We start from the raw sequence: 21,348 nt of genomic DNA, 5'->3' as shown, positions 1-21,348 counted from the left end.
GAAAAACTGCTCGACGAATACAAAGAGCTGCTGGAACAGATCGCTGAACTGCTGCACATTCTGGGCAGCGCCGAGCGTCTGATGGAAGTGATCCGCGAAGAGCTGGAGCTGGTTCGCGAACAGTTCGGTGACGAACGTCGTACCGAAATCACCGCCAACAGCGCCGATATTAATATCGAAGATCTGATCAGCCAGGAAGATGTTGTCGTGACGCTGTCTCACCAGGGTTACGTCAAGTATCAGCCGCTTACCGATTACGAAGCTCAGCGTCGTGGCGGTAAAGGCAAGTCAGCAGCCCGTATTAAAGAAGAAGACTTTATCGACCGCCTGCTGGTGGCCAACACCCACGATACGATCCTCTGCTTCTCCAGCCGTGGTCGTCTGTACTGGATGAAGGTCTATCAGCTGCCGGAAGCCAGCCGCGGCGCGCGTGGCCGTCCGATCGTTAACCTGCTGCCGCTGGAAGCGAACGAACGTATCACCGCTATCCTGCCGGTTCGCGAGTACGAAGAGGGCGTGAACGTCTTTATGGCGACCGCCAGCGGTACCGTGAAGAAAACGGCGCTGACCGAGTTCAGCCGTCCGCGTTCTGCCGGAATTATCGCGGTGAACCTGAACGAAGGCGACGAGCTGATTGGCGTTGACCTGACTTCCGGAACCGATGAAGTCATGCTGTTCTCCGCCGCAGGTAAAGTGGTGCGCTTTAAAGAAGATGCCGTGCGTGCGATGGGTCGTACCGCGACCGGCGTACGTGGTATCAAGCTGGCGGAAAAAGACAGCGTTGTGTCGCTGATTATTCCGCGCGGCGAAGGCGCTATCCTGACCGTGACCCAGAACGGCTACGGTAAACGTACCGCTGCTGAAGAGTATCCGACCAAGTCGCGTGCGACGCAGGGCGTTATCTCTATCAAAGTGACCGAGCGTAACGGCTCCGTCGTGGGCGCGGTACAGGTTGATGACTGCGACCAGATCATGATGATCACCGATGCGGGCACCCTGGTGCGTACTCGCGTATCGGAAGTTAGCGTGGTAGGGCGTAACACCCAGGGCGTGATCCTCATCCGTACGGCGGAAGATGAAAACGTGGTGGGTCTGCAGCGCGTGGCCGAGCCGGTTGACGACGAAGAGCTGGACGCTATCGACGGTAGCGTGGCGGAAGGCGATGATGAAATCGCGCCGGAAACCGACAGCGATGACGACGTTGCGGACGACGCAGACGAGTAATCGTGATATGACGTTGCGAAAGGGCTGGTGAAAACCGGCCCTTTTTTCATTAACATTGCGGTAAAAGTCTTTTACCGCTAACTTAACCACATCCTGTTTGCCATTGACGGCGGAGTTTCGTCAACTTGAAATATCTTGTCTCCTTTCGCACAACGCTGAAAGTCTCACGCTACCTGTTCCGGGCTTTGGCGCTGCTGCTTTGGCTGCTTATCGCGCTGGTGTCGGTGTTCTATATTGTGAATGCTCTGCATCAGAAAGAGTCTGAAATCCGCCAGGAATTTAACCTCAATTCCGATCAGGCGCAGCGCTACTTCCAGCGAACCTCCGACGTGATAAAGGAGCTGAAGTACATTGCGGAAAACCGCTTAACCGCCGCCAACGGCGTGTTGCCCGCCATTTCCTCAAAAGACAGTTCTGACGTGCCGGATTTTGAGCCGCTATTCTCTGACTCCGACTGCGGCGCGCTCGATACCACCTGGCGTGGGCCGCTGGAGTCGCTGGCCTGGTTCCTGCGCTACTGGCGTGAAAATTTCTCGGCGGCTTATGACCTTAATCGTGTTTTTCTGATCGGCAGCGACAATCTCTGTATGGCCAACTTTGGCCTGCGCGAAATGCCGGTTGAGCGTACCGAAGCGCTGAAAGAGCTGCACCAGCGCATTATGGACTACCGTAATGCGCCGCAGGACGATCGCGGCGGCAATCTGTTCTGGGTCGGACAGGGGCCGCGCCATAGCGTTGGTTACTTCTACGCGTTGACGCCGGTTTATTTAGCTAACCGCCTGCAGGCACTGCTGGGCGTGGAGCAAACCATCCGCGCCGAAAACTTCTTTACTCCGGGCAGTATGCCCATGGGCGTGTCGATTCTTGATGATAATGGCAATACGTTGATCTCGCTGGCCGGGCCGGATACACGTCTGCGTATCAGCACGCGCGGGATGCAGGAACGGCTGTGGTTTGGCTACACCGCCGGATATCGTGAGCTGGTGCTGAAGAAAACGCTGGCACCTTCGTCATTGAGCATTGTCTATTCAGTACCGCTGGACGCGGTCCTGGAGCGTATTCGTATTCTGGTGCTTAATGCACTGCTGTTGAACCTGCTCACCGGTATCGCGCTGTTTACCATGGCGCGGATGTACGAGCGGCGAATTTTCTTACCCGCTGAATCTGACGCATTACGTCTGGAAGAGCACGAGCAGTTCAACCGTAAAATCGTCGCTTCGGCGCCGGTAGGGATCTGTATTCTGCGTACCCAGGACGGAACCAATATCCTGAGTAACGAGCTGGCGCACAATTATCTCAACATGCTGACCCACGAAGACCGCCAGCGGCTGACGCAGATAATCTGCGGCCAGCAGGTTAACTTCGTCGATGTGCTGACCAGCAACAACACCAACCTGCAAATCAGCTTCGTGCATTCGCGCTATCGCAACGAAAACGTGGCGATTTGCGTGCTGGTGGACGTCAGTTCCCGCGTCAAAATGGAAGAGTCGCTACAGGAGATGGCGCAGGCGGCTGAACAGGCCAGCCAGTCGAAATCGATGTTCCTGGCCACCGTCAGCCATGAGCTGCGTACGCCGCTGTACGGGATTATCGGTAACCTGGACCTGTTACAGACCAAAGAGCTGCCGAAGGGCGTTGACCGCCTGGTGACGGCGATGAATAACTCTTCCGGGCTGCTGCTGAAAATCATCAGCGATATTCTCGACTTCTCGAAAATTGAGTCCGAGCAGCTAAAAATTGAGCCGCGCGAATTCTCACCGAAGGAGGTGATGAACCACATCACCGCCAACTATCTGCCGCTGGTGGTCAGAAAACAGCTGGGAATGTACTGCTTTATCGAGCCGGATGTGCCGACGAAGCTGATGGGCGACCCAATGCGCCTTCAGCAGGTGATTTCCAACCTGCTGAGCAACGCCATTAAGTTCACCGATATCGGCTGCATCGTGCTGCATCTCAAGCGGGAAGGGTACTATCTGAGCATCAGTATCCGCGATACCGGTGTTGGGATCCCGGCCAAAGAGGTGGTGCGGTTGTTTGACCCGTTCTTCCAGGTGGGAACGGGCGTGCAGCGTAATTTCCAGGGAACCGGGCTGGGGCTGGCAATTTGTGAAAAGCTGGTCAATATGATGGACGGCGATATTGCCGTCGATACCGAACCAGGTATGGGCAGCCAGTTTACGCTGCGTATTCCGCTGTACGGCGAGCAGGACGCCACGCCGCTGGAGATTGACGGTCTGGCGAAGATTCGCTGCTGGCTGGCGGTGCGTAACGCTTCGCTGGCTGATTTTATTCAGTCGCTGCTCGCTTTCCACGGCATGGACGTGCGGATTTATGACGGAGAAACGCCAGCGCCGGATGATGTGTTAATCACCGATGATGAGCTCTCACAGCCGTGGGCAGGCAGAGCGGCAGTAGTCTTCTGCCGTCGACATATCGGCATTCCCCAGGAGTTCGCGCCGGGACAATGGGTGCACAGCATCGTTTCGCCACATGAATTGATGAGCCTGCTGGGGCGCATTTATCGGGTTAAGGTGGCGACGGGCGGCGTGGAAGAACTGCAATCGACGCCGGAAGCTCCGGAGGACAGCAACGACGATATGATGATCCTGGTGGTCGACGATCATCCGATTAACCGTCGTCTGTTGGCCGATCAGCTGGGATCGTTAGGTTATCAGTGCAAGACCGCCAACGATGGCGTTGACGCGCTGAACGTGCTGAGTAAGAACCATATCGATATTGTGCTGAGCGACGTGAACATGCCGAATATGGACGGTTATCGTCTGACGCAGCGCATTCGCCAACTGGGGCTGACGCTACCGGTTGTCGGCGTGACGGCAAACGCGCTGGCAGAAGAGAAGCAGCGTTGCCTGGAGTCGGGTATGGATAGCTGCCTGTCGAAGCCAGTAACGTTGGACGTGTTGAAACAAACGCTGACGGTGTATGCCGCAAGAGTGCGTAAAGCGCGAGAGTAAGGGATTTTGTTGGTAGGCCGGATAAGGCAACGCCGCCATCCGGCAATTTGTGCGAGGTTGCCCGATGGCGCTGCGCTTATCGGGCCTACGGAAAGCAGGCCCGATAAGCAACAAGGTTTAGTCTTTGTCTGACGGCGACAGCGTCACGGAGGAGAGGTAGTTCAGCAGCGCGATGTCGTTTTCCACGCCCAGCTTCATCATTGCCGATTTTTTCTGGCTACTGATGGTTTTAATGCTGCGGTTCAGCTTCTTGGCAATTTCGGTCACCAGGAAACCTTCTGCGAACAGACGCAGAACTTCACTCTCTTTCGGCGACAGGCGTTTGTCGCCGTAGCCGCCAGCGCTGATTTTCTCCAGCAGACGAGAAACGCTTTCCGGGGTAAATTTCTTCCCTTTCTGCAGGGCTGCCAGCGCTTTTGGCAGATCCGTCGGGGCGCCTTGCTTAAGCACAATCCCTTCGATATCCAGATCCAGCACGGCGCTCAGAATGGCCGGGTTGTTGTTCATGGTCAGTACGATAATCGCCAGTCCAGGGAAATGGCGCTTGATGTACTTAATCAGCGTAATGCCATCGCCGTACTTGTCTCCAGGCATGGAGAGGTCGGTGATCAGCACGTGGGCATCAAGTTTTGGTAAGTTGTTAATTAGCGCGGTGGAGTCTTCAAATTCGCCTACAACGTTTACCCATTCAATCTGTTCCAGGGATTTACGAATCCCGAACAGCACAATCGGATGGTCATCGGCAATAATTACGTTCATATTGTTCATGTAAAGGCTACCTTGCTACAGCAAGCTCTTGACGTAGGCGTCAATGTCGCTGATGTATTTTTCTATGCTGGATGCATCTTTCTCACGAATAAGATGTTCAAGCGTTTCACATAACTGCTTGCCAGGTACCAGATTTAGCATGGCAAACACACCCTTAAGGCGGTGAGCTGTCTGTGCCAGTGCGGCAAAGTCCTTTGCTGCGGATTCAGTATACAGCCTGCTAACATCTTCCGGAACCGTATCAACAAACAGCGCATAATAGCCGCTGGCCTGAAGCTCGGCGTTTTCATCACCACCCAATGGTGATTCCGAGACTTCTTCCTGCGCCAGCTGCTCTTCAATCAGCTGGAGCACGGCATCCTGCATAGCGTTACTCATGTTAAAGTTGACGCGCAGTTGACCAGGGCCAATTTGGCGTACTCCAGCCTCATCATCGCTTAAAAGCAAGCCGGAAGCAGTAAGATTAGACGGATTATCAGTTAAAAACAGATCAAATTCTTGACTTGTTGCGCGCTCATCCGGGCTGATGCAGGTTGCCCCCCAGCTTTCCAGCTGACGCGTGACAATATTGCGGATTTCGTTAGAGGTGATATCCACCATGGCGACCACGTCATCAAGCAGCAGTTCTTCCACCTCTGCGTCTTCTTCACGCACCGGCATTTTCACGTGCAGCGTATAGCGGGTCCCCAGCGATTCTCGCGCCTTAATATTCAAATGACCGCCAAGCTTACGCGCCAGCTGATCGCACAGCCAGAAGGTGAGGGCGTTGGCCTTACCGTAGCGATCCGACTGGGTATCGTTAAGATACGGGAAGTGCAGATTGTCGATTTCGCCATGCGATACGCCGCTACCGGTATCGAGAATGCGGAAGGTTAAGCGCTCTTCCGCCGACTCCTCAGCGCTGATCTCAAGGGTAATTTTGCCAATCTGGGTGGTGGTGACCGCATACTGAATCAGCAGCAGCAGGATCCGGCGTAGCGCGTCGCGGTCGCCGTGGCGCTGCTCTTTGGCCGGGACCTGGTTGTTGATTAACAGCTGCAGCCCTTTGCGTTTGATCGACGGCAATACCTCCGGCACCACTTCATCGATCAGCTCTTGCAGTGAGAATTGCGTGGAGGAGCCTTTCCAGCTGTCATTTTCCAGCATATTCGCCAGCTGAATTTCGTCCACCAGCCGTACCAGCAGATCGGCGTGATTAGCCAGCCGTTGGCTGTCCGGGGTATCGATGTGGCTGGCTTCGTTTGCTAATGCCTTGATCGGTTGTTTCAGCGTGTCGCTGATGTTCTGCATAAACGCGGCGCGGCCCTGCTGGTTTTTCTCGTACAGTCTTTGCGCCTGTTTGAGTTTCTTGTTCACCAGCACTTCACGGTCCTGATCGCGGATGATGAAAATCTGTGTACGCGGCGATACCTGACTGCGGAACTGGCGAATCTCATACAGTTCATTATTGATGGTGGCCTGAATCACCCCCTGATGCTGATCCGCCATGCTGGTGATGTTCTGCAGGTTGAGGTGCGGCAGCAGATGGTCGGCAATTTTATTGCTGATGACCGTGCGGTTCGATTCCTGGTCGTGTACCAGCAACCCCAGCGGTAATAAAGAGACAATTTCTTCATTAATTGCTCGGAGCACGCGCAGCTCATTATTGGTGCCGCTTGAAGACACGCTGCTGCTGGTGCTGCCGCGTGTGGGCAGATTACGGAAGGTGGAGTAGCCAAACAGCGCCAGCGCCAGCAGGCCAATGTTCAGCAGCAGCGGTAGCATGATGTTCTGGAAGGTATCCAGCAACAAGGTGCCAAACGGCACCTGCCACACCAGGCGCATACCGGTGGTGTTCAGCGCCGAGGTAATCTCAATGCGTGAGCTATTAAAGTTGATGGCAACGCTGTCGCCCGGATCTTTCTCCTGGCTGCGCTGGGCATTCTGCGCTGGATCGGGCTCGAGACGGAAGCTGTCCAGCGACATGGTCGGCGGAACCAGGTCGTTGATCGGCAAATCGAACGCCACGACGGTCGCCAGGTGCCCCGGCTGATTAAAGGTGGTACGCAGCGTAAAGTAGCGTCCGTTCTGCCAGGCCAGGCGGCGTAATGATGAGAAGGTTTCACGTTCATCCAGCGTGTTGGCTTGCTGGAGCATCTCGGCGCGACGCGAGTCAACAATGCTGCCCACCGTCGATTCTTTAAAGCCGGAAGAGAGATCTTTGAGCGGTAGCGTAGAGATAAGGATCAGGCTGTTGTCCTGACCGTTAAGGTAGTACATCGACCACGGCACATTTTCTGCGCCCCATAGGGTATCGAGATAAGTCGACATTCGCTGGGTAATGTCGAGCGTCGCGCTGTCGTGAGAACCGAAAATCAGCGCTTCGGTTTTACGCCGTGGTTTTTCCAGATAATAGACGTCCTGCTTCAGTCGTGTTTCCTGAAGGCCATCGCCAGGAGCGGCGTTGGTACTGGAAGCGGCAATATTGTCGTAGATTTGCCAGGTGGTGTAGCGCCAGGTATCAATGCGCTTATGTACGGCATGTGTCATATCGACAATCTGGTAGCTCTTGTCTTTCAGCCATGCGTTAACCGCGCTCTGAATCATCACGCCCATCGTCACCAGCAGGACAATGATCATAAGAAGGAAGAAACGCGTGATGCTCCCAGGAAGCAGGGAGAATTTCGTCGGGCTCATCTTGTCGGACTGACTCATTGGCGTGTGTAACCCATCATAACGGCATCTGAATGAGGATATGCTCAAGCTTATAACGCGTTGAGGCATGCAAACCCTGTTTTTGTACTGCAGGCAGTATATACAAAAAATTCACCAGGATGTATCAACGAGGCAAAATCGTCGTGGGTAAGGATGCGGTGATCCGCTGGAACGAAAAGGCGTTTTATTATTTGAGCGCGGGAAAATTCAATATTGGGGATAATCTGTACAATTCAGACTGTATTGTACAATTATTTACCAAATCACAAGGAGAAATAGCACTAAATAACAAGACATTAATTGTTATCGGTGTGCAATGACATTTATTTGGCTGAAAAACGATTAGTTAATAGTCGTTATAATTTACGATGGGTAGCACACGTTGATTAAGTTTGCGTAAAGAAAGGTAAAAAAAACCGGATGCGAAGCATCCGGTGGAAATAGGGGTAAACAGACATTCAGAACTGAATGACGGTAATAAATAAAGTTAATGATGATAGCACTGACTATTTTAGTTATGGGTGAAGGTTTTGTTTTACCATTCAGTGCTATACCTTTTATGTTTTTTAACCTATTGATTTCGTGTATGTATTTTTTCTGTTTTTGATTATTAGTGCTATTTTTATGGTCCTTTTGTGCTTATAAAAGTTCCCTCAAATTTACATTTAGAAACATCTATGTGGATAAATGAAACATTTGAATGGTTTTCGTATCATATTCCTGTTGGATTATTCCTGTTTTTACAGCACAATGGGTCTGCCGACTGATTAATGAGGGTTAATCAGTAAGCAGTGGCATATATAAAGGCATATATATATAACAGAGGGTTAATAACATGAAAGTTAAAGTACTGTCCCTCCTGGTACCGGCTCTGCTGGTAGCAGGCGCAGCAAATGCGGCTGAAATTTATAACAAAGACGGCAACAAATTAGATCTGTACGGTAAAGTCGATGGTCTGCACTACTTCTCCAGCGACAATAGCGCTGACGGCGACCAATCCTACGTTCGTCTGGGCTTCAAAGGCGAAACTCAGGTTAACGACCAGCTGACCGGTTACGGCCAGTGGGAATACAACGTTCAGGCGAACAACACTGAAGGTTCTTCTGACCAGGCATGGACTCGTGTAGGCTTCGCAGGTATCCGCGTTGCTGACGCAGGTTCTTTCGACTACGGTCGTAACTACGGCGTTGTTTACGACGTAACTTCCTGGACTGACGTTCTGCCGGAATTCGGCGGCGACACCTACGGTTCTGACAACTTCATGCAATCCCGTGCTAACGGCGTTGCGACCTACCGTAACACCGACTTCTTCGGTCTGGTTGACGGCCTGAACTTTGCTCTGCAGTACCAAGGTAAAAACGGCAGCGTATCCGGCGAAGGCGCGACTGCTAACGGTCGTCAGGCTCTGAAACAGAACGGTGACGGCTTCGGCGGCTCCCTGACCTACGATCTGGGCGCAGGCTTCAGCATCGGTGGTGCGATCTCTTCTTCTAAACGTACTACCGACCAGAACAACAGCGTTTACGTTGTTCGTGATGAAAACACCGGCGTTCCGACTGGCGCAACCAGCAAAATCTACGGTAGCGGCGACCGCGCTGAAACCTACTCTGCTGGCCTGAAATACGATGCTAACAACATCTATCTGGCAACTCAGTACACCCAGACCTACAACGCAACTCGTTTCGGTGGTTCCCCGAACGCTGGCGTTTACGGTTTTGCTGACAAAGCTCAGAACTTCGAAGTGGTTGCACAGTACCAGTTCGACTTCGGTCTGCGTCCGTCCATCGCTTACCTGCAGTCTAAAGGTAAGAACATCGACAACGGTATCGTGAACTACGGTGACCAGGACCTGCTGAAATACATCGACCTGGGCGCGACTTACTACTTCAACAAAAACATGTCTACCTACGTTGATTACAAAATCAACCTGCTGGACAAAAACGACTTCACTCAGGCCGCTGGTATCTCTACCGATAACATCGTTGCACTGGGTATGGTTTACCAGTTCTAATACTGTTAAGACCATTGCAAAAGGGGCCTTTGGCCCCTTTTTTTGTGCCGAATTTCAGCAAATTAGTGTACTCTTGCGCCGATTGCAGGAGGGTAATAACGGATGGAAATGACTTTTTTACGAATGGCGCTGTTGAGCGTCGTGATTCTGCTGACGGGCTGTGATAACGCCAGCGCGCCGGCGACGCCCAAAGCCGCGGTAACCGTGCTGGAAGGGAAGACTATGGGCACCTTCTGGCGCGTGAGCGTGGTGGGTGTGGATAAGGCCCGGGCGGAAGAGCTCCGTACCAAAGTACAAACCCAACTTGATGGCGACGATCGTCTGCTGTCGACCTGGAAGAATGACTCGGCGCTGATGCGCTTCAACCACTCGCGGAGCACCACGCCGTGGCCGGTCAATGAAGCGATGGCGGATATCGTCACCGAGTCGTTGCGCATTGGGCGTAAAACTCAGGGGGCGATGGACATAACCGTTGGCCCGCTGGTGAACCTCTGGGGCTTTGGCCCGGACAAACAGCCGGTCAGTACGCCAACTCAGGCGCAGATTGACGCTGCGAAAGCGCGTACCGGGCTGGACAAGTTAACCGTTATCAACCGCGCGGACAGGCAGTATCTGCAAAAATCGATCCCCGATCTTTACGTCGATCTTTCTACCGTCGGTGAGGGTTATGCTGCCGATCATCTGGCGCGTCTGATGACTGAAGAAGGTATCTCTCGCTATCTGGTCTCCGTAGGGGGCGCGCTGGTGAGCCGCGGAATGAACGCCGACGGCCAGCCGTGGCGGGTAGCGATTCAGAAACCGACCGACCGGGAAAACGCGGTGCAGGCGATCGTGGATATTAACGGTCATGGCATCAGCACCTCGGGCAGCTACCGCAACTACTATGAACTCGACGGTAAACGCATTTCGCACGTGATCGACCCGCAAACCGGACGCCCGATAACGCACAAGCTGGTGTCGGTGACCGTCATTGCGCCGACCGCACTGGAAGCCGACGCCTGGGATACTGGCCTGATGGTGCTGGGGACCGAAAAAGCCCAGCAGGTGGTGCGCGAGCAGGGGCTGGCAGTGTATATGATAATGAAAGAAGGCGACGGTTTTACCACCTGGATGTCGCCGCAGTTTCGCGCCTTCCTGGTCAACGGGAAAAATTAGAAAGCAAGATTGCGGGTTTTTTATTTCCTCCTTTTAGGCACTGTGGCAGTTACACTAGAAGGAGGAGCCTGTTATGACGATTGATACTCTACACACCGACGAGGCGCGCTGGCAGGCGGTTCTCGATCGCGATGCGAAAGCCGACGGTCAGTTTGTCTTTGCCGTGCTGACCACCGGCATTTTTTGCCGTCCTTCGTGCCGCGCGCGTCATGCGCTGCGTCAGAACGTCCGTTTTTTCAGCGATGCCAGCGCGGCGCTGGCGGGCGGTTTTCGTCCCTGCAAACGCTGTCAGCCGGATGCGCTCTCGCCTGAGCAGCAGAAAATTGCCAAAGTGGCCCACGCCTGTCGGCTGCTGGAGCAGGATAGCCCGGTCACGCTTGACGTGTTGGCGCAGGCGGTCGCGGTCAGCCCGTATCACTTCCATCGCATGTTTAAATCAATAACTGGCGTAACGCCAAAAGCCTGGCAACAGGCCTGGCGCGCAAACCGCCTGCGGGACGCGTTGAGCGAGGGTGAACCGGTGACGCAGGCGGTGCTGGCGGCGGGCTTTCCGTCGAGCAGCAGCTACTATCGCCACGCCGACGCGCTGTTAGGGATGACCGCGCGTACCCGCCGTCGGGGCGGCGAAGCGACGGAGATTCACTATACCGTCGGTAAGTGCTCGCTAGGGCGCTGCCTGGTGGCGCTCAGTGAGCGCGGCGTGTGCGCCGTATTGCTGGGGGACGATGAGGCTAGCCTGCTTAGCGAGCTACAACAGAGTTTTCCGGCGGCCAGGCTGCTGGTTGCCGGGGCGGAAGTCCGCGAGACAACTTCCGCTGTGATGGCGAGCCTCGAGTCGCGCGCGGCGGCGATGAGCTTACCGTTAGATATCCGCGGCACCGCGTTTCAGCAGCAGGTCTGGCAGGCGCTACGCGCCATTCCGTTCGGTGAAACCCGCAGCTACCAGCAGGTGGCAGAGGCTATTGGCAAGCCGAAAGCGGTGCGTGCGGTGGCCAGCGCCTGTGCGGCGAACCGGCTGGCGATACTGGTGCCCTGTCACCGGGTGGTGCGTGGCGACGGCAGCCTGTCGGGATACCGCTGGGGCGTGGCCCGTAAAGCCCGATTGCTTGCGCGTGAAAAAGAACAGGAGAGCGAATGTTAGATTTGTTTGCCGACGAGGCGCCGTGGTCGGAACCGTTGGCGCCTGGCGCGGTGATCCTACGCCGGTTCGCGCGGGCGCACAGCACCGCGCTACTGGCGGCTATCGAGCAGGTGGCGGCGGTCTCGCCATTTCGTCATATGGTCACGCCGGGCGGCTATACCATGTCGGTGGCGATGACCAACTGCGGCCCGCTTGGCTGGAGTACGGACCGTCATGGCTACTGCTACGCCGCCGTTGATCCGCAGAGCGGAAAACCCTGGCCCGCGATGCCGGACTGTTTTCGCCAACTGGCGCAGGAGGCAGCAACTGGCGCGGGTTACCCCACGTTTAACCCCGATGCCTGCTTAATTAACCGTTACCAGCCGGGGGCGAAGCTGTCGCTGCATCAGGATAAAGACGAAGCCCGGTTGGACGCGCCAATCGTGTCGGTTTCGCTCGGCCTGCCTGCGGTGTTTCAGTTCGGTGGTCTGAATCGCAGCGATCCGCTGCAACGCGTGCTGCTTGAGCATGGCGATGTGGTGGTGTGGGGCGGTGAGTCGCGGCTGTTTTATCACGCGATTCTGCCGCTCAAAGAGGGGAGCCACCCGCAGGTCGGCCCGTGGCGCTATAACCTGACCTTCCGCCGTGCCGCGGAATGACAAATAAAAATAAGAATTATTCTTGATGTAGTCTGTCAGCAGTTTACACTGCTGGCTGTTTTTTCTTGCCCTGGTCATTGCTATGGAACTTCTGTTACTTGTCTGGCGTCAGTATCGCTGGCCTTTTATCGGCGTTATCGTCTTAAGCCTGTTGAGCGCCGCGCTCGGTATCGGGCTTATCGCATTTATTAACGTACGTCTGATTGAGACGGTTGATACCACGCTTGCCGTACTGCCGGAATTTCTTGGTTTGCTGCTGCTGCTGATGGCGGTCACGCTGGGTTCACAGCTGGCGCTGACCACGCTCGGCCACCATTTTGTCTATCGCCTGCGCCGGGAATTTATCAAACGGATCCTCGATACCCAGGTGGAGCGCGTCGAGAAGCTGGGCAGTGCTGCGTTGCTGGCGGGGCTGACCAGCGATATCCGTGCGATCACCATCGCTTTCGTGCGTTTGCCGGAGCTGGTGCAGGGGATCATCCTGACCGTGGGTTCCGCGGCCTATCTGGCGATGTTGTCGAGCAAAATGCTGCTGATTACCGCCCTGTGGATGGCGTTGACCATCTGGGGTGGCTTCGTGCTGGTGGCGCGAGTGTATAAACATATGGCGACACTCCGTGAAACCGAGGATCGGCTGTACGACGATTACCAGACGGTGCTGGAAGGGCGCAAAGAGCTGACCCTGAATCGCGAGCGCGCGGAGTACGTCTTCGAACAAAAATTCACGCCGAATGCCAAAGACTATCGCCACCATATCGTGCGGGCCGACACCTTCCATCTGAGCGCGGTCAACTGGTCAAATATCATGATGCTGGGGGCCATTGGGCTGGTGTTCTGGATGGCGAACAGCCTCGGCTGGGCTGACACCAACGTTGCCGCTACTTACTCGCTCACGCTGTTGTTCCTGCGCACGCCGCTGCTGTCGGCGGTGGGCGCGCTGCCCACGCTGCTGAGCGCGCAGGTGGCGTTCAATAAACTGAATAAATTCGCGCTGGCGCCGTATCAGGAAACTTTCCCGCAGCCGACGGCGCACCCGAACTGGCAGACGCTGGAACTGCGCGATGTGACCTTCCACTATGAAGACAACACCTTCGCGGTTGGCCCGCTGAACCTGACGCTCAAGCGTGGCGAGTTGGTCTTTCTGATTGGCGGCAACGGCAGCGGTAAATCGACGTTGGCGATGCTGCTGACCGGGCTGTATCAACCGATATCCGGGCAGATTCTGCTGGACGGTCAGCCGCTGGCGGCCGATAAGCCGGAAGACTACCGCAAGCTGTTCTCGGCGGTGTTTACCGATGTCTGGTTGTTTGACCAGCTATTAGGCCCGGAAGGCAAGAACGCGGACCCGGCGCTGATTGAGAAATGGCTGACTCAGCTACAGATGACGCACAAGATTAAGCTGGAGGACGGGCGCATTCTGGATCTGAAGCTGTCAAAAGGGCAGAAGAAGCGCGTGGCGCTGCTGCTGGCGCTGGCGGAAGAACGCGACATCATTATGCTTGATGAGTGGGCCGCCGATCAGGATCCGCACTTCCGCCGCGAGTTCTACCAGATATTGTTGCCGCTGATGCAACAGATGGGGAAAACCATTTTTGCTATCAGCCATGACGATCACTACTTTATTCATGCCGATCGTCTGCTGGAAATGCGCAATGGTCAGCTGAGTGAACTGGTGGGCGAGGAGCGTGAACGCGCTTCCCGCGACGCCGTCGCCCGTACCGCCTAACGTTTTTTTTGCCGCTCTGCCGATTTTTTCACCGTACGGGCGGCTTGTTTAAACTTTTTTACATCTCTCCGCGCTATGCTTAATTCGCCCGGCCATCCGGCTGGGCGACGTCTCACGAATAAGGATTATTCATGTCTCTGTTGAAAAAGAACAGCGCCCGCCTGCGCGATGAAGAGCGTCAGCGCCTGATCTGGCTGCTGACCACCGATAAAGCGGTAACTTCCGCGCTGCTGGGCAAACTCACGCTCGCCGAGCAGTACGATGAAGGCACCCTGGTTGACGACCTCGCTGAAGTCGGCAGCTTAGTGGCGCACCTGCCGCCGCCGGATCTCGCCGATACCCTGGAAGCGTTACCGTCCGAAGAGCGCCATGCATTGTGGAACATGGTCGAAGACGATCGTCGCGGGAAGGTGTTGCTGGAAGCATCGGAGAACGTCTGGGACGACCTCATCGAAGATATGAGCGACCGGGCGTTGCTCGATGCATTGCAAACGCTGGATATCGACGAACAGATTTACCTGGTGCAGCACCTGCCGCGCGACCTGACCGGACGCCTGCTGGCGTCGATGTCGCCGGAAGAGCGTGCGCGCGTACGTCAGGTGATGAACTACGCCCACGAGCAGGTGGGGTCGATCATGGAGTTCGAGGTGATTACCATTCGCCCGGACGTCACGTTGGCCTCGGTGCAGCGCTTTTTGCGCCGCCTGGGTAAAATGCCGGAGAACACCGATAAACTGTTCGTTATCCAGCGCGATCAGACGTTGATTGGCGAGCTGGAGCTGAAAACCATCCTGCTCAATTCAGCGGACAAGTTTGTGCATGAGGTGATGGAATCCGATCCGGTCGCCTTCCATCCGGAAGAAAAATCAGAAATCGTGGCTCGTACCTTCGAACGTGACAACTTAATCAGCGCCGCGGTGATTGATTCACAGGGTAAGCTGATGGGGCGTCTGACCATCGATGAGATCGTTGACGTCGTCTATGAAGAGACCGACAGCGATCTGCGTCGTATGGGCGGTCTGAGCAGTGAAGAAGACGTGTTTGCGCCGGTGACGAAAGCGGTGAAAACCCGCTGGGCGTGGCTGGCCATCAACCTCTGTACTGCGTTTATCGCCTCGCGCGTGATTGATGGATTTGAACACACCATTTCGCAGCTGGTGGCGTTGGCCTCGTTAATGCCGATCGTCGCGGGCATTGGCGGTAATACCGGTAACCAGACGATTACTATGATCGTGCGCGCGCTGGCTTTACAGCATATTCAGCCGGGTAACTTCTCGTTCCTGATCCTGCGTGAGATGGGGGTGGCGCTGATTAACGGTATCGTCTGGGGCGGCATTATGGGCACTGTGACCTGGCTACTGTATGACGATCTGGCGCTCGGCGGTGTGATGACGCTGGCGATGATCCTGAACCTGCTGGTGGCGTCGATTATGGGGGTGCTGATCCCGATGATCATGGCTAAGCTTGGGCGCGACCCGGCGGTCGGCTCGAGCGTGATGATCACCGCGATCACCGACACCGGCGGTTTCTTTATTTTTCTGGGGCTGGCGACGGTGTTTCTGCTTTAAGCTTCGCACGATGCTTCAGGCGTGCAGGCACGATCGCCATCATGATGATCCCCGCCAGTACGCCAATCGCCAGATTACCGGTACTGACCGTTGCGCCAACGGTGACCAGCATCACCAGCGTTTCCGGCCACGGCGCACGCTTGAGCGTCGCGGGCTGGAGGCTTGGCCAGCTAAAGGTCTTAACGGCCACAATCACCATAATCCCCGCCAGTACCGCCATCGGTATCTTCGCCATCACTTCGCTTAACGCGGTCACCAACAGCAGCAGCACCAGCGCGGCGGCAATCGTTGAAACGCGGCTGCGGCCTTTTCCCATCTCCACGTTGACGATGGTCTGACCGATCATCGCGCAGCCGGCAATACCGCCGTAGCAACCGGCCAGCATATTGGCGATACCCAGACCTGCGCTTTCACGCGTTTTGTTGGACGGCGTGGCGGTGAGGTCGTCCACCAGTTTCGCCGTGAGCAGGGATTCCATCAGCCCGACGAAGGCGATACTCAGCGCGCAGGGCCAGATAATTTGCAGCGTTTGCAGGTTAAAAGGCACTAACCATGGAGTCAGCCCCGGCAGGCCGCCGTTCATTGAACCCGCGTCACCGACGGTGGGTAGGGTCTGCCCGCTGGTCACGGTAAACAGCGTCAGTAGCACGACGGCAACCAGTGGGGAAGGGATGCTTTTCATTACGCGCGGTAGCCACAGTACGATAAGTATCGTGGCGGCAAACAGCGCGACAATAAGCGGGCTTCTGCTCCAGAAGTGCGGCACCTGGGCAAAGAAAATCAGAATACCGAGCGCGTTAACGAAACCCGTCATTACAGACTGGGGAATAAAGCGCATCAGTTTCGCCATGCCGCACAGAGCAAACAAAATTTGAATGATGCCGGCCAACAAAACCGCAGGTAAAATGTAGGCCACGCCGTGTACGTGGACCATCGGGCCGATAACCAGCGCGACCGAACCCGCGGCTGCCGTGACCATCGCCGGGCGTCCGCCAAGGAACGACATGCTCAGGCACAGCACGACCGAGGCGATCAGGCTAACTTTAGGGTCAACGCCAGCAATCACCGAAAACGAGATCACTTCAGGGATCAGTGCCAGAGCGGTAATGACGCCAGCCAGGATTTCGCGGGTGAGCAGAGATGGCGAGCGCAGAATGCTTAATGAGGAGATGTTCGACATAGGTTATTCGCAGGTTATCGATGGCCGGTTTTCTATAAGCCACAGCTTCCGTGCGTACCATCACAAAGGGGGGAATAATACCGCTTCCCGTCACATTCTACTAGTACCAAATCTCATTTTCTGTACACATTTATTAAACATTTTAATAACAGATCTCAAAACTCAACTTAAATTTTAAACAATATTTAAATTTTCCCGTCCTGGTGGTAACGTAACCGTACGGATGTTTTTACCTGCGTGTAACAACTCGACAGTCAAGTAAGGCCCCCTACGATGAAAAAAAAGATAGCTGTACCCAACTCACAGAAATCGGGTACCGAGAAGACTTCTGTGGCGAATAAGGCGAAAGCTCGTGCAGTTCACGAGACGGATGTATTGCTGATCGGTGGCGGAATTATGAGCGCTACGCTGGGTACGTGGCTGCAGGAGCTTGAACCAGACTGGTCGATTACCATGGTTGAGCAAATGGAGAGCGTTGCGGAAGAGAGCTCAAACGGCTGGAACAATGCCGGTACCGGGCACTCGGCGCTAATGGAACTGAACTACACTCCGCAAAAAGCTGACGGCTCTGTCAGCATTGAAAAAGCCATTGATATTAACGAAGCGTTCCAGATTTCTCGTCAGTTCTGGGCGCATCAGGTCACACGCGGCGTGCTGACGCAGCCGAAAAGCTTTATCAATACCGTGCCGCACATGAGCTTTGTGTGGGGCGATGACAACGTCAACTTCCTGCGCGCCCGCTACCGTGCGTTGCAGAAGAGCCCGCTGTTTAACGGCATGCGCTATTCCGAAGACCACGAGCAGATCAAAGCGTGGGCGCCGCTGGTGATGGAAGGGCGCGATCCGCAGCAGAAAATCGCCGCTACGCGTACCGAAGCCGGCACCGACGTGAACTACGGCGAGATCACTCGTCAGTTGATCAATGCGTTGAAAAAGCGTGATGGTTTTTCGCTCCAGTTGAACACCGTGGTCCGCCGTTTCCGTCGTAACGCAGATAACAGCTGGAGCGTGACGGTTTCAGACGCTAACAACAGCCATGAAAAACGCACGATTAAAGCGAAGTTTATCTTTATTGGCGCGGGCGGGGCGGCGCTGAAGTTGCTGCAACAAACCAAAATCCCGCAGGCAAAAGAGTATGCGGGCTTCCCGGTTGGTGGTCAGTTCCTGGTGTGCGAGAACCCGGAAGTGGTGAATCACCATCTGGCGAAAGTCTATGGCCAGGCCTCCGTGGGCGCACCACCGATGTCGGTACCGCATATCGATACGCGTATTATCGACGGTAAACGCGTGGTGCTGTTTGGGCCGTTCGCCACTTTCTCCACGCGCTTCCTGAAAAATGGTTCGCTGTGGGACCTGCTGGCGTCTACCAATAAATCCAACATTTTGCCGATGCTTAACGTGGGCCTGGATAACTTCGATCTGGTCAAATATCTGGTTAGCCAGGTGCTGCAGAAAGATAAAGATCGTCATGCTGCGTTGCGCGCCTACTACCCGATGGCGAAAAAGCAGGACTGGCGTCTGTGGCAGGCAGGCCAGCGTGTACAGATTATTAAGCGCGATGCCCGCATTGGCGGCGTGCTGCGTTTGGGTACCGAAGTGGTGAGCGACGATGAAGGTACCGTTGCCGCGCTGCTGGGCGCATCGCCAGGCGCGTCTACCGCGGCGCCGATCATGCTGGAACTGATGGAGAAAGTGTTTAAGGATAAGATGCAAACTGCTGAATGGCAGAGCAAGATTCGCGCGGTGGTGCCAACTTATGGCTCAACGCTGACCGAAAACCCGCACCTGATTGAACAAACGCTGGCCTACACCAGTGAGGTACTGGGTCTGCGTCATGAATCGCCGCGTGAAGCGGATCCGGTTCCGGCTGTTCAGACGACACCGAAAGCCGTGCCGGTGAAAGAGGTTGCTGATATCGCGCTGTAAATGCGGGACAGGTTATTATCAGGCTGTAAAAAAAACCGGCATCGCCGGTTTTTTTATCATCTTTTTTAAACCACCTCCTGGGGAGATGGCGAGCGTTCATTAACGCACTTCGGCGTTATGTACCGTTTCCTGGGCTTCCCAGATGCGGTATCTGACTTCCACATTTTCCGGGGCGTAAACCACGATCGGCAGCTTGCTGTTGTAGCGCAGCATGCCATCGTCACCCAACGAAGCGGTGATGAATTTCTTGGTTTTTTTCTGGTCAGGGCAGGCCATCATCGTTGACATCGGGCCGCTGACTTTCTCTACCACGTAGTAGTCATAACCCCAGCCTTCCAGCGTTTTGCTTTCCAGCTCGGCGCCCAGACGCTGATGGTTGCAGTCAACCTCCAGCGTTTTACCAATCAATAACTCTACCTTATAGGCCGACTCATCCTTCTGCGCCGGTAACTGAATGACCTGACGCTTCATACCTTTCTCAGCCTGCGGGTAAGGGGCAACTTTTTCCAGCGGCTGTTCTGCGGCCCAGGCGCTGCTGGATACGCAAGCGATGGCGAGTAATGAAGCGGCAAGCTTATGTGATTTTTTCACTGTTCATCCTTTTTTATCAGTTGTAACGAGGAAAGCATAGCATTCCTGAGGTGAATGGTAATCGTCTTTTACTGTATTTTGCATTAGGAATGGTTCTATATTTTGTGTTTTTGTTGTTTTATGAGTGTTTGATGCTGCTTTCTTGTGTTTTTTGTCTGCTTTTATGCTTGTTTTTGAAGGGGTGTTTATTCTTTATACTTTTCGACTAATCTTGCAAAGGCCGAGAAAAGATGAAAAAGAACAAAGGGATAAAGGAATAAGCAGAACCAGGTATCTTATTCTGAATGGCTTATCAACAGTATTAACGCATCATTTTTTAAACAAAAAATTATCTTAATTAGATACATAAATTTGTCACCATGTATATGTGACTTATAGCACTTTCGGATGAAATAAAAGGCGTATTTAAATTGATTTAAATCAATCATGGTTGAATATCATTCATTTTCATAATTAATTAATTCGCGTCGTAAAATAAAAATAGTGTATGTTTATTTCATTATGTGACTGTTTGTATTTTAATTATTGTTAATGGTGATGGTTTATGTTTGTTAATAAATTATTGATAGTGGTTTCTTTATTGGGTACCACAGTGGCTTACGCTGCTGATGATATGGTTGCCGCGCAACAACAAGTTGCTCATGCTCAACGTATGCTGGATGCGGCACAAGGCGATGTTGATTCTGTAAATGCGAATTATGGTCATGGTACTGTTGTGGGCTGGGCGCAAGCGGCCAGTGAGGCGGGGGCGTTACGTTCACAGGCCCAGGCCGATTTGAAAGCGGCACAAGATAATCTTGCTAACGTGTCAGCTAACACCATGAATGTCGCGGCTTCAAGCCTTAATCCGGCAACTAAGGTCCAAACCAAAAATGGTGTTGTCGCCGCGGGATCTCTCCCCCCAACAACACAAGTTGCTATTGCCTACCACAGTGTATTTAGCAAACCAGCGCACGGTGGAAATAGCCATTCTTCAGGCTTTGATCATGGCGAGCATGGAACCGGCAACGGTGCCAACAATGCCGCCAACTCTCACAGCGCTCATGGTTTAGGTGGTGGAGATCATATCGGTGGCGGTCGTACAGGTGGGGGTTTCCACTACTGAGGTTAAGGGGGTGTAGGATAGTTTCGATATCTCTTTAAATATTATCAGTTTGTTTTTTGCTACACCGGCAAATAAAGGGCTACAACGTAGCCCTTTATATTTATCGAGATAATAGCACTATTGGATTATCGTTGACATCTTTGTAAATTATTTTTGATATATTTTTTGGGTTGAATTTCGAGGTGAAACCAATGATGTTCATATCATATATTTCATTGATTTCATTTGATTTTATGTTCTCTTTCTTACCATTGTGATCAATGATGATTAAACGATAGTTACTTTCGCTTTTTACAAAATCAGAAGGGCTAATATCTAAAGCAATTGTTGAACCTGAATAAAGCTTATCTTTTCCAAGGTATAAGCTATTAATCCCTGAGTGGTGTATAGGATACCTGTTTCCTGTCAGAATAACAGAAAAGTCATATTTCATAATATGAGCATTAATTGGCTTTTTAGAACCGAAATATTTTGCTATGTTAGCAGGGTTATGGAATAAGTTAATAGAGTCACCGGCTCTTAAGGTTTTGGGGAAGTAATACTTAGGAACAGTGATGTTTTTATCTTTTTCTAAAAGACCTTTATATACTTCATAGTTTCTTATTTTCACTTGATTGTTAACAGTGATATAAGAGTATAACATTTCTGG

The 21,348-nt window shown here is 53.6% G+C and carries 15 protein-coding genes; 10 read left to right on the top strand and 5 right to left on the bottom strand.

The window, feature by feature from the left end; all coding sequences use genetic code 11:
- Together ACW14G_RS18050 and rcsC are read left to right on the top strand one after the other, a co-directional pair.
- Positions 1-1,224, top strand: a 1,224-nt coding sequence (locus tag ACW14G_RS18050) for a DNA gyrase C-terminal beta-propeller domain-containing protein (protein WP_455648706.1), incomplete at its 5' end; no start/stop codon positions are given.
- Positions 1,225-1,349: 125 nt separating this feature from the next.
- Positions 1,350-4,196, top strand: coding sequence for a two-component system sensor histidine kinase RcsC (gene rcsC, locus ACW14G_RS18045; protein ID WP_223803020.1), 2,847 nt, complete (start codon positions 1,350-1,352; stop codon positions 4,194-4,196).
- Positions 4,197-4,313: 117 nt separating this feature from the next.
- Here rcsC and rcsB read toward each other — a convergent pair whose 3' ends face one another.
- Together rcsB and rcsD are read right to left on the bottom strand one after the other, a co-directional pair.
- Complete coding sequence (rcsB, locus tag ACW14G_RS18040) at positions 4,314-4,964, bottom strand: response regulator transcription factor RcsB (protein ID WP_064544005.1); 651 nt, start codon at positions 4,962-4,964, stop codon at positions 4,314-4,316.
- Positions 4,965-4,979: 15 nt separating this feature from the next.
- Positions 4,980-7,658 carry a phosphotransferase RcsD gene (rcsD, locus tag ACW14G_RS18035; protein WP_163449033.1) on the bottom strand — a complete coding sequence of 893 codons (2,679 nt, stop codon included), beginning with the start codon at positions 7,656-7,658 and terminating at the stop codon, positions 4,980-4,982.
- Positions 7,659-8,493: 835 nt separating this feature from the next.
- On the opposite strand from rcsD, the gene ACW14G_RS18030 reads away from it, so the two are divergent.
- The 6 genes from ACW14G_RS18030 to mgtE all read left to right on the top strand — a co-directional run bounded on the left by ACW14G_RS18030 (position 8,494) and on the right by mgtE (position 15,897).
- Positions 8,494-9,669 carry a porin OmpC gene (locus tag ACW14G_RS18030; RefSeq protein WP_163449032.1) on the top strand — a complete coding sequence of 392 codons (1,176 nt, stop codon included), beginning with the start codon at positions 8,494-8,496 and terminating at the stop codon, positions 9,667-9,669.
- A 102-nt stretch (positions 9,670-9,771) separates the two neighbouring features.
- Positions 9,772-10,824, top strand: coding sequence for an FAD:protein FMN transferase ApbE (gene apbE, locus ACW14G_RS18025; RefSeq protein WP_249022993.1), 1,053 nt, complete (start codon positions 9,772-9,774; stop codon positions 10,822-10,824).
- Between the two features lie 73 nt (positions 10,825-10,897).
- Positions 10,898-11,965 carry a bifunctional DNA-binding transcriptional regulator/O6-methylguanine-DNA methyltransferase Ada gene (gene ada, locus ACW14G_RS18020; RefSeq protein ID WP_249022994.1) on the top strand — a complete coding sequence of 356 codons (1,068 nt, stop codon included), beginning with the start codon at positions 10,898-10,900 and terminating at the stop codon, positions 11,963-11,965.
- Positions 11,959-12,603: a DNA oxidative demethylase AlkB gene (alkB, locus tag ACW14G_RS18015; protein WP_223803017.1), complete on the top strand. Its 645-nt coding sequence runs from the start codon at positions 11,959-11,961 to the stop codon at positions 12,601-12,603. Before ada ends, alkB begins: the two co-directional genes overlap by 7 nt.
- Positions 12,604-12,685: 82 nt before the next feature.
- Positions 12,686-14,329, top strand: coding sequence for a multidrug ABC transporter permease/ATP-binding protein (locus ACW14G_RS18010; protein WP_163449028.1), 1,644 nt, complete (start codon positions 12,686-12,688; stop codon positions 14,327-14,329).
- A gap of 131 nt (positions 14,330-14,460) precedes the next feature.
- A complete protein-coding gene (mgtE, locus tag ACW14G_RS18005) occupies positions 14,461-15,897 on the top strand; it encodes a magnesium transporter (RefSeq protein ID WP_163449027.1) in 1,437 nt (478 codons plus the stop codon).
- Here mgtE and ACW14G_RS18000 read toward each other — a convergent pair.
- Complete coding sequence (locus ACW14G_RS18000; protein ID WP_249022996.1) at positions 15,860-17,077, bottom strand: SulP family inorganic anion transporter; 1,218 nt, start codon at positions 17,075-17,077, stop codon at positions 15,860-15,862. The genes mgtE and ACW14G_RS18000 overlap by 38 nt on opposite strands.
- A 273-nt stretch (positions 17,078-17,350) precedes the next feature.
- On the opposite strand from ACW14G_RS18000, the gene mqo reads away from it, so the two are divergent.
- A complete protein-coding gene (mqo, locus tag ACW14G_RS17995) occupies positions 17,351-19,003 on the top strand; it encodes a malate dehydrogenase (quinone) (RefSeq protein WP_249022997.1) in 1,653 nt (550 codons plus the stop codon).
- Between the two features lie 99 nt (positions 19,004-19,102).
- Here mqo and eco read toward each other — a convergent pair whose 3' ends face one another.
- Positions 19,103-19,594 carry a serine protease inhibitor ecotin gene (gene eco, locus ACW14G_RS17990; protein ID WP_163449024.1) on the bottom strand — a complete coding sequence of 164 codons (492 nt, stop codon included), beginning with the start codon at positions 19,592-19,594 and terminating at the stop codon, positions 19,103-19,105.
- 544 nt (positions 19,595-20,138) lie between these two features.
- On the opposite strand from eco, the gene ACW14G_RS17985 reads away from it, so the two are divergent.
- On the top strand, positions 20,139-20,699 hold the full coding sequence (locus tag ACW14G_RS17985) for a hypothetical protein (RefSeq protein ID WP_249022998.1): 561 nt from the start codon (positions 20,139-20,141) through the stop codon (positions 20,697-20,699).
- A gap of 100 nt (positions 20,700-20,799) precedes the next feature.
- On the opposite strand, the gene ACW14G_RS17980 is transcribed toward ACW14G_RS17985, so the two are convergent.
- On the bottom strand, positions 20,800-21,348 hold a 549-nt coding region (locus tag ACW14G_RS17980; RefSeq protein ID WP_455648705.1), incomplete at its 5' end, for a hypothetical protein.

Source organism: Kluyvera sp., assembly GCF_965301105.1.
Note: the sequence above shows the minus strand (reverse complement) of the source record. Positions and strands in the feature narration are given on the sequence as shown.